13 protein-coding genes are annotated in these 13,145 nt (G+C 72.1%); 11 read left to right on the top strand and 2 right to left on the bottom strand.

Features of this window, described 5'->3' with window-relative positions; all coding sequences use genetic code 11:
• Positions 1-87: 87 nt before the first annotated feature.
• A complete protein-coding gene (locus tag QOL88_RS08890; RefSeq protein WP_097215907.1) occupies positions 88-1,029 on the top strand; it encodes a 5-dehydro-4-deoxyglucarate dehydratase in 942 nt (313 codons plus the stop codon).
• Positions 1,026-2,189, top strand: a complete 1,164-nt coding sequence (locus tag QOL88_RS08885) for a hypothetical protein (RefSeq protein WP_097215906.1) — start codon at positions 1,026-1,028, stop codon at positions 2,187-2,189. The genes QOL88_RS08890 and QOL88_RS08885 overlap by 4 nt, the downstream gene beginning before the upstream one ends.
• A 16-nt stretch (positions 2,190-2,205) precedes the next feature.
• Here QOL88_RS08885 and QOL88_RS08880 read toward each other — a convergent pair whose 3' ends face one another.
• A complete protein-coding gene (locus QOL88_RS08880; RefSeq protein WP_097215905.1) occupies positions 2,206-3,420 on the bottom strand; it encodes an MFS transporter in 1,215 nt (404 codons plus the stop codon).
• 131 nt (positions 3,421-3,551) lie between these two features.
• Between QOL88_RS08880 and QOL88_RS08875 the strand changes: the two genes are divergently transcribed.
• Positions 3,552-4,154 carry a TIGR03086 family metal-binding protein gene (locus QOL88_RS08875; RefSeq protein ID WP_097215904.1) on the top strand — a complete coding sequence of 201 codons (603 nt, stop codon included), beginning with the start codon at positions 3,552-3,554 and terminating at the stop codon, positions 4,152-4,154.
• Between the two features lie 21 nt (positions 4,155-4,175).
• On the opposite strand, the gene QOL88_RS08870 is transcribed toward QOL88_RS08875, so the two are convergent.
• Complete coding sequence (locus tag QOL88_RS08870) at positions 4,176-4,373, bottom strand: hypothetical protein (protein ID WP_143668845.1); 198 nt, start codon at positions 4,371-4,373, stop codon at positions 4,176-4,178.
• 105 nt (positions 4,374-4,478) lie between these two features.
• Between QOL88_RS08870 and QOL88_RS08865 the strand changes: the two genes are divergently transcribed.
• From QOL88_RS08865 to QOL88_RS08830, 8 genes are all read left to right on the top strand, one after another.
• Positions 4,479-5,135 (top strand): GntR family transcriptional regulator, encoded by a 657-nt coding sequence (locus QOL88_RS08865; protein ID WP_097215903.1) that lies wholly within the window; start codon positions 4,479-4,481, stop codon positions 5,133-5,135.
• A complete protein-coding gene (locus QOL88_RS08860) occupies positions 5,135-6,046 on the top strand; it encodes a dihydrodipicolinate synthase family protein (protein WP_097215902.1) in 912 nt (303 codons plus the stop codon). The genes QOL88_RS08865 and QOL88_RS08860 overlap by 1 nt, the downstream gene beginning before the upstream one ends.
• Complete coding sequence (araD, locus tag QOL88_RS08855) at positions 6,043-7,773, top strand: L-arabinonate dehydratase (RefSeq protein ID WP_097215901.1); 1,731 nt, start codon at positions 6,043-6,045, stop codon at positions 7,771-7,773. The genes QOL88_RS08860 and araD overlap by 4 nt, the downstream gene beginning before the upstream one ends.
• Positions 7,774-7,950: 177 nt before the next feature.
• Positions 7,951-8,886 (top strand): carbohydrate ABC transporter permease, encoded by a 936-nt coding sequence (locus QOL88_RS08850; protein WP_097215900.1) that lies wholly within the window; start codon positions 7,951-7,953, stop codon positions 8,884-8,886.
• A complete protein-coding gene (locus QOL88_RS08845) occupies positions 8,883-9,779 on the top strand; it encodes a carbohydrate ABC transporter permease (RefSeq protein ID WP_097215899.1) in 897 nt (298 codons plus the stop codon). The genes QOL88_RS08850 and QOL88_RS08845 overlap by 4 nt, the downstream gene beginning before the upstream one ends.
• On the top strand, positions 9,776-11,062 hold the full coding sequence (locus QOL88_RS08840; RefSeq protein ID WP_097215898.1) for a pectate lyase family protein: 1,287 nt from the start codon (positions 9,776-9,778) through the stop codon (positions 11,060-11,062). The genes QOL88_RS08845 and QOL88_RS08840 overlap by 4 nt, the downstream gene beginning before the upstream one ends.
• Positions 11,059-12,258, top strand: coding sequence for a Gfo/Idh/MocA family protein (locus QOL88_RS08835; protein ID WP_179878807.1), 1,200 nt, complete (start codon positions 11,059-11,061; stop codon positions 12,256-12,258). Before QOL88_RS08840 ends, QOL88_RS08835 begins: the two co-directional genes overlap by 4 nt.
• Complete coding sequence (locus tag QOL88_RS08830) at positions 12,255-13,100, top strand: DUF6807 domain-containing protein (RefSeq protein ID WP_097215897.1); 846 nt, start codon at positions 12,255-12,257, stop codon at positions 13,098-13,100. The genes QOL88_RS08835 and QOL88_RS08830 overlap by 4 nt, the downstream gene beginning before the upstream one ends.
• The last annotated feature ends 45 nt before the right edge of the window (positions 13,101-13,145 follow it).

The following is a 13,145-nucleotide window of genomic DNA, read 5'->3' as shown; positions in this document are numbered from 1 at the left end:
GCGCTTGACCGGCGCCAAGGGGGCGCTTTAGCGTGGAGTCGTTCAGAAATATAGACGCCAATCATGAATATGGAACCGGGAGAGCTTGTGACGTCAGCCCCTCTCGCCGCTCGACTCGACATCCCCAGCGGGCCGCTGTTCTTCCCGGTCACCGCCTACGGACCCGACGGCTCCGTGGACCTCTACACCTACCGCACGCACGTCCGGCGCGGGGTGGAGGCCGGAGCCGCCGCGGTGTTCGCCTGCTGCGGCACCGGCGAGTTCCACGCGCTGACGCCCGAGGAGTTCGAAGCCTGCGTACGGGCCGCCGTCGAGGCCGCCGACGGGCGCGTCCCGGTCGTCGCCGGCGCCGGGTACGGCACCGCGCTCGCCGTGCGCTACGCCCGCCTCGCCGAGGCCGCCGGGGCGGACGGGCTGCTCGCCATGCCGCCCTACCTCGTCGTCGCCGGCCAGGAGGGGCTGCTGCGGCACTACCGCGAAGTGGCCGCCGCCACCGCCCTGCCGGTCATCGTCTACCAGCGCGACAACGCCGTGTTCACCCCGGGGACGGTCGTCGGACTCGCCCGCACGGACGGGATCATCGGCCTGAAGGACGGGCTCGGCGACCTCGACCTCATGCAGCGCATAATCAGCGCCGTCCGCGCCGAGACCCCGGGCGACTTCCTCTACTTCAACGGCCTGCCGACCGCCGAGCAGACCCAGCTCGCCTACCGCGCCCTCGGCGTGACGCTCTACTCGTCCGCCGTGTTCTGCTTCGCGCCGGAGATCGCCCTCGCCTTCCACCAGGCCCTGCGGACCGGCGACGCCACCACCGTGGACAAGCTCCTGGACGGCTTCTACCGCCCGTTCGTCGAACTGCGCGCCCAGGGCCGCGGTTACGCGGTCGCCCTGGTCAAGGCCGGTGTACGGCTGCGCGGCCTCGACGTCGGGGAGGTGCGGCCCCCGCTGCACGAGCCGGCCGGGGATCATGTGAAGCAGCTCGCCGAAGTGATCGAGCGGGGCTACGCACTGCTGGAGGAGGCCACGTGAAGGCGTCGACATTCGTCTACCCCTGGGACGTCAACGGCGACCCGGAGGCACCCGCGCGCATCGCCGCGCTGGGCGTGGCACAGGTGACGCTCGCCGCCGCCTACCACTCCACCCGCGCCCTCACGCCCCGTCACCCGCGCCACCGCATCGTCACCGCCGAGCACGCCGCGGTGCTGTACCCGGCGGACGACCGCTGGGCCGGACGCGAGCTGCGCCCCTACGCGGCCGGCGACTGGGCCCCGGGGGACGCCTTCGGCCAGGCCGCCGGCGCGCTCACCGAGGCCGGTCTGGAGGTGCACACCTGGGTCGTCCTCGCACACAACTCCCGCCTGGGCGCCGAACACCCGGACACCTCGGTCGTCAACGCCTACGGCGACCGCTACCCCTGGGCGCCGTGCATCGCGCAGCCCGCCACCCGCGCGTACCTGACCGACCTGGCGGCCGAGGCGGCCGTCCGGCCCGGGGCGCGCGGCACCGAGCTGGAGTCCCTCGGCTGGTACGGCCTGCAGCATCTGCACGCCCACGACAAGACCGGCGGCATCGGCCTCGGGGACGCCGGGCAGTACCTGATGGCGCTGTGCTTCTGCCCGTCCTGCCGGGAGGGTTACGGCCGGCACGGCCTCGACGCCGACCGGCTGGCGGCCGCCGTACGGACCGCCCTGGAGCCGGTGTGGCAGGGGGCGCCCTCCGACGGAGGCTGGGCGGGCATCGAGAAGCTCCTCGGCGAGACGCTCGCGCACACCACGCGCGCGTACCGCGACGACACCGCCCGCACGCTCCAGGAGCAGGCCGTCGCGGCGGTCCGGGCGGCCGCTCCCGACGGCTTCCAGGTGCTGCTGCACGCGGACCCGGTGTCGTACCACGTCGGCGCCAACCCCGGGGTCGACCCGGCACACATCCTGTCCGTCGCGGACGGTGTGGTCGTGCCCTGCGCGGGTGGCACCGGCACGCTCACGCCGTTCGCACGGCAGGAGCGCGAGGGCGCCGTCATCGCGGCCAACTTCACCGTGGTCTCGGGGATGGGCGGCAGCCCGGGCACCCTCGCCGCCGACGCCGCCGAGGCACGGCGGCTCGGCGCCACCGAACTGCGGCTGTATCACGCCGGGCTGGCATCCGACGACGACCTGGAGACGGTCCGCTCCGCCCTCGCCGGGCTCTGAGGCGGCGGGTCGGCCGTCACCGGAGCGGGACGGCTTCGACACCGGCCGGAGGAGCGCACAGCGCTGCCGCCGTCACCAGCAGGGCCATGCCCAGGGTCACCAGCACCAGCCGGTGGTCCACCAGCTCGACCAGGGCCGCCCCGGCGGCCAGCCCGATCACGTTCGGTGTGAACACCAGCGTGTGGGCGGTGGCCGTGACCCGGCCCAGCAGCGCACCGGGCGTCTCGCGCTGCACGGACGTCAGCGCGGCGATCAGCACCGCGGGCAGCCCCATGCCGATCGCCGCGCCGCACACCAGCGCCACCGGGTCGGACGGCACCGCCCGCAGTGCCACCGCGAGAGCCAGCAGGGCGATGCCGGACGCCGCGAAGCGCCGCGCCCCCAGATGGCGCAGGGCGGGGCCGGAGAGCAGACCGACCGCGACCGAACCGGCGCCCTGCACGGCGTAGAGCACGCCCGTGTACGCGGGGGAGTGCCCCAGGCCGTCGACGACGGCGTACACCATCGCCCCGTTCAGGCCGGCGCACAGCATCGTGGCGCCGCCCGCCAGGACCAGGGGGCGCAGCACGGGGTGCGCCCACAGGTGCCGGACGCCCTCGGCGGTCCGCCGCCGACGGCTGCCGGTGGGCGGCGCGGGCTTCTCCTCCCTCACCCGCAGCGCCGTGTACAGCCCCGCGGCCAGCACGAAGGTGGCCGCGTCCAGGAGGGCGACGCCCGCGCCGCCGTGCGCCGCGTAGAGACCCGCGCCCGCCAGCGGGGCCAGGAGTTTCATGCCCTCGGTGGCGGTGGTGCGCAGGCCGTTGAAGTCGCCCAGCAGGGACGGCTCGACGGCGGTCGCCACGAGCGCCGACTCGGCCGCGTCGTGAACGACACCCGCCGCGCCGTACACGAACAGCACCGCGTACAGCAGCCACAGGTCGCCCGGGGTGTCGACGCGCACGAGGGCGAGCAGCAGCACGCCCAGGAGCAGGTTCACGCCGATCAGCAGGGGTCTGCGGCGGCGGCCGTCGGCCAGGCCGCCCAGCAGCGGCCCCGCCAGGGTCGGCAGCCACATGGCGAGCATGCACAGCGCGGCCAGGCCGTCCGAGCCGGTCAGGTCCTTCACCCACACGCCGGACGCCAGCCACAGGGCGGAGGTGCCGAAGCCGGAGACCACCACGCCGGAGAGGTACAGGCCCGCGTCGCGGTCCCGCAGGACGCGCGCCACGGGCCAGGTCGTCTTGGTCGTCATGCCTGGTCATCGTGGCGCTAAGGCCCGTGCGCGGGCATCGGGAAGGTGCCTTGGGAAACGCGCGTCCGGGCGATGAGTTCCGCGGCCGCCGTCGGTCTACCTCCCGAGAGCGCAACCAGGAGGAGCAGCGGATGACCGACACGACCCCGAACCCGACCCTCGACCTCGGACCGCAGGCGGCGGTCGTGGCCCGCCTCGCCGAGGCCGTCACCGACGAGCAACTGGCCGACCCGACACCCTGCCCCGAGTACGCGGTACGCAACATGCTGGCCCACCTGACCCACCTGGCCGGCGCCTTCCGGGACGCCGGCGGCAAGGACCTCGGCGTCACGACCGACACCAGCCCGGGCTCCTCCCTGCCGGAGCTCGGGCCCGACTGGCGCGAGGAACTGCCCAAGGTGCTCGCCGAGATGGCCGAGGCCTGGCGGGACCCGGCCGCCTGGACCGGCATGACCCGGGCCGGCGGCGTCGACCTGCCCGGTGAGATCGCCGGCCTCGTCGCCGCCGACGAACTGGTGATCCACGGCTGGGACCTGGCCCGCGCGACCGGCCGGCCGTACACCCCCGACCCGGCCGCACTCCGGGCCAGCCACGACTTCCTCGCCGCGTCCGCCGACGACCCACAGCGCGGCGCCATCTTCGGCCCGATCGTCGCCGCCGAGGCGGACGCGTCCCTGCTGGACCGCGCGATCGGGCTGAGCGGGCGGGACCCGGGGTGGACGCGCGCCCTGTAGGACGCGCCAGGCCAGCCCGCGTCAGGTCAGGACGCGCCAGGTAGGACGCAGGCCAGCCCGCGCCAGGCCAGGATGCGCCAGGTCAGGATGCGCCAGGTCAGGATGCGCCAGGCCAGGACGCACCACGCCAGAACGCACCACGTGCGAACGCATCACCCCAGAAGGCGCTTCGTAGAAAGCGATTGCTGTTTCTTTGCCGAAAGCATTGACGAACCCCACGCGCCCTCCTACCGTCATCGCGTCGTACTTCGTACGTCATATATGAGACGCGATACGCGAGATCCGATACGCGATCCACCGAGACGCGAGATCCGAGAGGCGCGCATGACCTCTGTGCCCACGCCGATCCCCTCCCGCACGCAGTACGTGCTGGAGGGGATCAAACACCGCATCCTCACCGGGCAGTTGACGCCCGGGCAGGCGCTGGTCGAGACCGAGCTCGCCGCGCAGTTCGGGGTGTCGAAGACCCCGGTGCGCGAGGCGCTCAAGACCCTCGCCGGGACCGGGCTGGTCGTGATGAGCCAGTACAAGGGCGTCACCGTGCGCATGGTGGACGCGGACATGGCGCGCGAGGTCTACGACGTACGGCTGTTGCTGGAGCCCGAGGCGCTGAAGCGGGCCGTGCAGCGCGGGGCCTCCTTGGACGTCGCCCGCGAGGCGCTGACCCGGGCCGACGCCGCCACCGACACCGCCGAACGCTCCCTCGCCAACCGGGAGTTCCACCGCGCCCTGTACCTGCCGTGCGGCAACCCGCTGCTCGGCCGGATGCTCGACGAGGTCCGCGACCAGGCCGCCCTGGTCTCCGCCGTCGCCTGGGCAGCCTCTCCCTCCTGGGAGCGGGAGGCCGGCGAGCACCGGGAGATCCTGCGGCTCGCCCTCGACGGTGACGCCGACGGCGCGGCGCGTGCCCTGCACGCCCACATCGCGTCCTTCGTGCAGCGCGCTTTCCCCGAGGCGGCACTGGAACAGGAAGGTCAGTAATGAGCAGCGTGGCGTTCGAGACCCAGCGGGCGGCCCTGGCCGACGTGGTGGCGATCCCGGTGACCCCGTTCGCCGAGGACGGCTCCGTCGCGCGGGACACCCACCGGGCCCTGCTGCGCCGCCTGCTCGACGGCGGCATCACCACCCTCACTCCGAACGGCAACACCGGCGAGTTCTACGCCCTCACCCCCGAAGAGCGCCGGCTCGTCACGGAGCTGACGATCGACGAGGCCGGGGAGCGGGCCGTCGTCCTGGTCGGTGTCGGACACGACATCCCGACCGCCGTCGCCTCCGCCCGGCACGCCCGGGAGCTCGGCGCCCAGATGGTGATGGTCCACCAGCCCGTCCACCCCTATGTCTCGCAGGCCGGCTGGGTCGACTACCACCGCGCCATCGCCGAGGCCGTGCCCGAGCTGGGCGTCGTGCCGTACATCCGCAACGCGCAGCTCACCGGCGCCCGGCTCGCCGAACTCGCCGACCACTGCCCGAACGTCATCGGCGTGAAGTACGCCGTTCCCGACGCGGCCAGGTTCGCCGCGTTCGCCCGGGACGCGGGTCTGGAACGCTTCGTGTGGGTCGCCGGGCTCGCCGAGCCGTACGCCCCCTCCTACTTCTCCGCCGGTGCCACCGGCTTCACCTCGGGGCTGGTGAACGTCGCCCCGGCGGTCTCCCTGAACATGATCGAGGCGTTGCGCGCCGGCGACTACCGGGCCGCGATGAAGGTCTGGGAGCAGATCCGCCGCTTCGAGGAGCTGCGCGCCGCGAACGGCTCCGCCGACAACGTCACCGTCGTCAAGGAGGCCCTCGCCTCCCTCGGCCTGTGCCGCCGCGAGGTCCGCCCGCCGAGCCGCACCCTCCGGGAGGAACAGCGCGCCGAGGTCGCCGCGATCGCCGCGGGGTGGTCGATATGACCGGCAGACTGCGCCCCGAGGACCTCAGGAGTCATCAGTGGTACGGCGCCGAGGGCCAGCTGCGCACCTGGTCGCACAACGCCCGGATGCGCCAGCTCGGTTACGAGGCGGAGGAGTACCAGGGCCGCCCGGTGATCGCCGTCCTGAACACCTGGTCCGACATCAACCCCTGCCACGTCCATCTGCGCGAGCGGGCCGAGGCGGTCAAGCGGGGGGTGTGGCAGGCCGGCGGCTTCCCACTGGAGTTCCCGGTCGCCACGCTCTCCGAGACGTACCAGAAGCCGACCCCGATGCTCTACCGCAACCTGCTCGCGATGGAGACGGAGGAGCTGCTGCGGTCGTACCCGGTCGACGCGGCGGTGCTGCTCGGCGGCTGCGACAAGTCGACGCCCGCCCTGCTCATGGGCGCGGCCTCGGCCGACGCGCCGGCCCTCTTCGTGCCCGCGGGGCCGATGCTGCCGGGCCACTGGCGCGGCGAGACCCTCGGGTCCGGCACCGACATGTGGAAGTACTGGGACGAGCACCGCGCGGGCAACCTGACCGACTGCGAACTGCGGGAGCTACAGGGCGGGTTGGCGCGGTCGCCCGGTCACTGCATGACCATGGGGACGGCGTCGACCATGACGGCCGCGGCCGAGGCCCTCGGTATGACCCTGCCGGGCGCCTCCTCCATCCCGGCCGTCGACTCCGGGCACGAGCGGATGGCCGCCGCCTCCGGGCGCCGTGCCGTGGAGCTCGCCTGGACCGGGCTCAAGCCGTCACGGATCCTCACCCGCGAGGCCTTCGAGGACGCCGTCACCACGGTGCTCGGGCTCGGCGGCTCCACCAACGCCGTCATCCACCTGATCGCGATGGCGGGGCGCTGCCAGGTCGAGCTCACCCTCGACGACTTCGACCGCATCGCCCGGACCGTGCCGGTGCTCGCCAACGTCCGCCCCGGCGGGCAGAGGTACCTCATGGAGGACTTCCACTTCGCCGGAGGTCTGCCCGCCTTCCTCTCGCGGATCACCGACCTGCTGCACCTGGACCGGCCCACCGTCAACGGCACCCTGGGGGAGCAGATCGAGAGCGCCGTCGTCCACGACGACGACGTCATCCGCACCCGCGAGAACCCGGTCGCCGCCGAGGGCGGTGTCGCCGTACTGCGCGGCAACCTCTGTCCGGACGGCGCGGTCATCAAGCACATCGCCGCCGAGCGGCGCCTGCTCAAGCACACCGGCCCCGCCGTCGTCTTCGACGACTACAAGACCATGCAACGCACCATCAACGACCCGGAGTTGGGGATCACCGCGGACAGCGTCCTGGTGCTGCGCAACTCCGGACCCAAGGGTGGCCCGGGCATGCCCGAGTACGGCATGCTCCCCATCCCCGACCACCTGCTCAAGCAGGGCGTCCGGGACATGGTCCGCATCTCCGACGCGCGGATGAGCGGCACGAGCTACGGCGCGTGCGCCCTGCACATCGCGCCCGAGTCGTACGTCGGGGGCCCGCTGGCCCTGGTCCGCAGCGGTGACTCGATCACCCTGGACGTCGAGGCCCGCACCCTCCAACTCAACGTGAGTGACGAGGAGTTGGAGATCCGCCGCAAGGACTGGACGCCACCGCCCACCCGCTACGAACGCGGCTACGGCGCCTTGTACAACGACCAGATCACCCAGGCCGACACCGGCTGCGACTTCGAGTTCCTGGCACGGCCCGGCAAGGCCCCGGATCCCTACGCCGGTTGACCGGTCCCACTCAGGGGCGCGGGGAACGGCGCGACAGAGCACAACGAGTCCGCACTCGCCACACCGCCGCACGAGGCACCATCGCCGCACGAGGCACCCGTACCGCGCTTCCCGGCGGACTCCCGCACATCGAGAAAGCGCTTCCCGTACGACCGTACCCAGATCGGAGACCCTGTCATGGCCCAAGCCGCAGCCGTGGCGAAACCGCCCGCGCCACCCCGGCGGCGCCGGGCCTCCGCCACGCCGCGCAGGCTCCCGTACCTGCTGATCGCGCCGGCCGCCCTGCTGATGCTGGGGTTCATCGCCTACCCGGTCATCAGCGTCTTCTACTACAGCCTGCAGAACTACAACCCCACCAAGCCGTGGCGGAACGGCTACGCGGGCTTCGACAACTTCGTCCACGCCTTCACCAAGGACCCCGTCTTCTGGGACACGCTGGTCTTCAGCGCCAAGTGGGTCGTCGTCGAGGTCGGCCTCCAACTGCTGTTCGGCCTCGCGCTCGCCCTCATCGTCAACCAGACCTTCGTGGGCCGGGGCCTGGGACGCGCCCTGGTGTTCTCCCCGTGGGCCGTCTCCGGCGTGCTGACCTCCGCGATCTGGGTGCTGCTCTACAACTCCCAGACGGGCGTCACCCGTTACCTGGCCGACATGGGCATCGGCTCCTACGGGACGAGCTGGCTGTCGGACACCTCGACCGTGTTCCCGGCGGCGGTCGTGGCGGACCTGTGGCGCGGGGTGCCGTTCTTCGCGATCCTCATCCTCGCCGACCTCCAGTCCGTCTCCAAGGACCTCTACGAGGCCGCCGAGGTCGACGGCGCGAGCCGCGTCAAGCAGTTCTGGCACATCACGCTGCCGCACCTGAAGGACGCCATCATCCTGTCCACGCTGCTGCGCGCGGTGTGGGAGTTCAACAACGTCGACCTGCTCTACACCCTGACCGGCGGCGGCCCCGCGGGCGAGACGACCACGCTGCCGCTGTACATCGCCAACACATCCGTCGACGCCCACAACTTCGGCTACGCGTCGGCCCTGACCACGGTGGCGTTCGTGATCCTGCTCTTCTGCTCGATGGTCTACCTGCGCCTGAGCAAGTTCGGAGGCGAGAGCAAGTGAGCGTCAAGGAAGCCACCAAGACGGTGCCCGCCCCCGTGCCCGCCACCCCCGAACCGCCGCGCCCCACCAAGGGCCAGCGGGCCTGGGACGAGGCACCCCGCTGGCAGATCTACCTGCCCCTGGGCATCTACCTGATCTTCACCCTCATCCCCTTCTACTGGATCCTGCTCTTCTCGCTGCGCCCGGCCGGCTCGACCTCGCTCGTGCCCTGGCCGATGACCTTCGACCACTTCGAGAAGGTCTGGACGGACCGCAGCTTCGGCACCTACTTCACCAACAGCGTGCTCGTCGGCGTCGCCACCCTGCTCATGACGACCCTCGTCGCGCTGGCCGGCGGCTACGCCCTGGCCCGGTTCGACTTCAAGGTCAAGCGGGCGTTCATGCTGGCCCTGCTGTGCTCCCAGTTCGTGCCGGGCGCGCTGCTGCTGGTGCCGCTGTTCGAGATCTTCGCCGAGCTCCAGATGATCAACTCGCTCGGCAGTGTCATCCTCGCCGAGACGGTCTTCCAGCTGCCGCTGTCGATGATCCTGATCAGCAACTTCATCAAGAACGTGCCCTACACCCTGGAGGAGGCGGCCTGGGTCGACGGCTGCAACCGCATGACGGCCTTTCGTATCGTGGTGCTGCCGTTGCTGCGGCCCGGTCTGATCGCCGTCGGCTCGTTCGCCTTCGTCCACTCCTGGAACCACTTCCTGTTCGCCCTGATGTTCCTGAACAACCAGGACAAGCAGACGATCCCCGTCGGCCTCAACTCCCTGATGAGCGCCGACAGCGTCGACCTGGGCGCCCTCGCCGCGGGCGGCATCATCGCGGCCGTCCCGGTGGTGATCGTGTTCGCCTTCATCCAGAAGTGGCTGATCACCGGGTTCAGCGCGGGGGCGGTGAAGGGATGAGGCTCCGGCAGCTGACCGTCGCCTGTTCCCTGCTGGGCGTGCTCTGCGTGCCCGCGCACGCCGAGGCCCGGGACATCGGCCGCGACACCCTCCCGGCGAACGACGGCTGGGCGGCGGAGGGCGCCGGGACCACCGGAGGTGCCGCCGCCGACGACGCCCACGTCTTCACCGTGACCGACCGGGCCGGCCTCGCCCGCGCCCTCGACGGCGGCAGCGACACCCCGAAGATCATCAAGATCGCCGGGACGATCGACGCCAACACCGACGACGACGGCGACCGCCTGGACTGCGCCGACTACGCCACCGGCGGCTACGCCCTGAAGAAGTACCTCGCCGCCTACGACCCCCGCACCTGGGGCTCCGCCAAGCCCAGCGGCCCCCAGGAGGAGGCCCGCAAGGCGTCCGCCGCGCGGCAGGCCGAACGGGTCGTGCTGCCCGTCGGCTCGAACACCACCCTCGTCGGACTCGGCGACTCGGCCGTCCTGAAGGGCGCGAGCCTCCAGATCAAGGACGCGGACAACGTCATCGTCCGCAACCTCGACCTGCGCGACGCCTACGACTGCTTCCCCGTCTGGCAGCCCAACACCGGCGGCCTCGGCGACTGGAAGACGGCCTACGACAACATCTGGCTGACCGGGGCCACCCATGTGTGGGTGGACCATGTGACCCTGAGCGACAAGGGCCACCCCGACGCGAAGGAACCCACCTACTTCGCCCGCAACTACCTGCGCCACGACGGCCTGCTGGACATCACAGGCGGCTCCGACCTCGTCACCGTCTCCTGGAGCCGCTTCGCCGGCCACGACAAGGCGATGCTGATCGGCAACAGCGACACGGCGACCAGCGACCGCGGCAAACTCCGCGTCACCCTGCACCACAACGCCTTCGAGTCCGTCCTCCAGCGCGCCCCACGCGTCCGCTTCGGCCAGGTCCACGTCTACAACAACCGCTACGACATCACCGGCGACGACTACCGCTACTCCCTCGGCGTCTCCACCGAGTCGAGGATCCACGCCGAGAACAACGCCTTCCACGCGCCCGGCCACGTGGAGGTCGCCGACCTGGTCAAGAGCTGGAACGGCAGCGCCCTGCACCAGAGCGGCACGCTCTTCAACGGCTTCCCGGTCGACCTGCTCGCGATCTACAACGCCTACAACTCGGGCAGCGAGCGCGATCTGACGGCCGATGTGGGCTGGACGCCCACGCTGCACGGCCCGATCGACAGCGCCCGCGCGGCCGACCGGGCGGTGGCCCGCGGCGCGGGTGCGGGGAGGATCCCATGACCGGTCGCATGATCGACACCATGAGCGAATCCCCGAGCACACCCCTGCCCGTCGTCCTCGCCGGGGCCCGCGGTCACGGCCGCTGGCACGTCGAGAACATCCGCCGCCTCCAGCACAAGGGCATCGTCCGGCTCGTCGGGATCTGCGAGCTGACACCGCTGACCGAGGAGGAACTGGGCGACCTGGGCACACCTGAGCAGTCCGCCGACTTCGGCGCCCTGCTGGACGCCACCGGCGCCCGGGTCGCGGTGATCTGCACCCCGATCCCGACCCACACCGACCTCGCCCTCACGGCGGCCGAGCGGGGGGTGCACCTCCTCCTGGAGAAGCCGCCCGCCCCCTCCTATGCCGAGTTCCGCCGGATGGCCGACGGGGTCGCCGCGGCCAAAGTCGTCTGCCAGATCGGCTTCCAGTCGCTCGGCTCGCACGCCCTGCCCGCCGTCCGCGAGCTGATCGAGCAGGGCGCGATCGGGAAACTGGTCGGGCTCGGCGGGGCCGGTGCCTGGGTCCGCGACGAGGACTACTTCCGGCGGGCGCCCTGGGCGGGCAAGCGGCGGCTGAACGGCGTCGACGTGATCGACGGGGCGCTGACCAACCCCCTCGCCCACGCCGTCGCCACCGCCCTCGCGCTCGGCGGCAGCACCCGCGCCGAGCACGTCACCGGCATCGAGACCGAGCTGCTGCGCGCCAACGCCATCGAGTCCGACGACACCTCCTGTGTCCGCGTCACCACCACGCAGGGCCACCCGGTGACCGTCGCCGCGACGCTGTGCGCCGAGGAGTCGGACGAGCCGTACGTCCTCGTGCACGGCGACAGCGGCCGGATCACCTTCTGGTACAAGCAGGACCGGGTGCTGCTGCAGCGTGCGGGGCACGGCCCGCAGGAGTCCGAGCACGGTCGCACCGACCTGCTGGAGAACCTCGTCGACCACCTCACCACCGGCGCGGACCTGCTGGTCCCGCCGGACGAGACCGGGGCCTTCATGAAGGTCGTGGAGGCCATCCGCACCGCCCCCGACCCGGCGCCGCTGCCGGACACCGCCTGGCACCGGATCCCCGGCGAGAACCGCCGGGTGGTGCCCGGCATCGACGGACTCGTCGCGGCCGCCGCCGACACCCTCTCCCTCTACTCCGAGCTCGGCGCCCCCTGGGCCCTGTCCGCGGAGCACCTGCCGAACGAGGTGAACACCCGATGACCAGCAACGACACCACGGTCCTGCGCGTCGCGGGCCGGCCTGTCGGCCGCTACGTCACCCGGCCCGAACTGCCCGCCCGGCTCTCCCCGCGCCCCTACCTGCACCCCGTCACCACCCTGGCCGGCACGGCCGTGACCGAACTCGCCCCGGCCGACCACGCACACCACCTCGGCGTCGGTGTCGCCGTTCCCGACGTCGAGGGGTTCAACTTCTGGGGCGGGCGCACCTACGTCCGCGACCAGGGCCCGACCGAGCTCGACAACCACGGCTCGCAGCGGCACATCGCCTTCCAGCTGCGCGACCCCGACGGCTTCGTGGAGGAGCTGCGCTGGGTGGCCGCGGACGGCGAGCTGCTGCGCGAGCGCCGTACGGTGGCCGCCACCGAACTCACCGACCAGGCCTGGGCGCTGGACCTCACCTTCTCCCTCACCAACGTCACCGAGGGCCCCCTGTCGATCGGCAGCCCCGCGACCAACGGGCGCCCGGGCGCGGCCTACGGGGGCTTCTTCTGGCGGGCCCGCAAGGAGGACTCGGCGGCGGAGGTCTTCACGGCCGGGGCCGACGGTGAGGACGAGGTCCACGGCCGGCCCGCCGACTGGCTCGCCCTGCGGGGCGGCACCTGGACGCTGGTCTTCGCCGGCGCGACCGAACAGACCCGCCGCGACCCGTGGTTCGTGCGCACCGGGGAGTACCCGGGCGTCGGATCCTCCCTGGCGCACGAGGAGCGCGTACCACTCCCGCCGGGCGAGACCGTGGTGCGCCGGGTGGTCACCGTCGTCGCCGACGGCCGACTCGACCGGGACGCTGCGGCATCCCTGGTCCGCAAGGCGGTGAGCCCGTGACCGCAGAGACCTCGCAAGGGGGTGAGCCCGTGACGTCCGAGACCT

This window comes from Streptomyces sp. Ag82_O1-12 (assembly GCF_900182715.1).
In the GTDB taxonomy this organism is placed as follows: Bacteria; Actinomycetota; Actinomycetes; order Streptomycetales; family Streptomycetaceae; genus Streptomyces; species Streptomyces massasporeus.
This window is presented reverse-complemented; position numbering and strand designations above follow the sequence as displayed.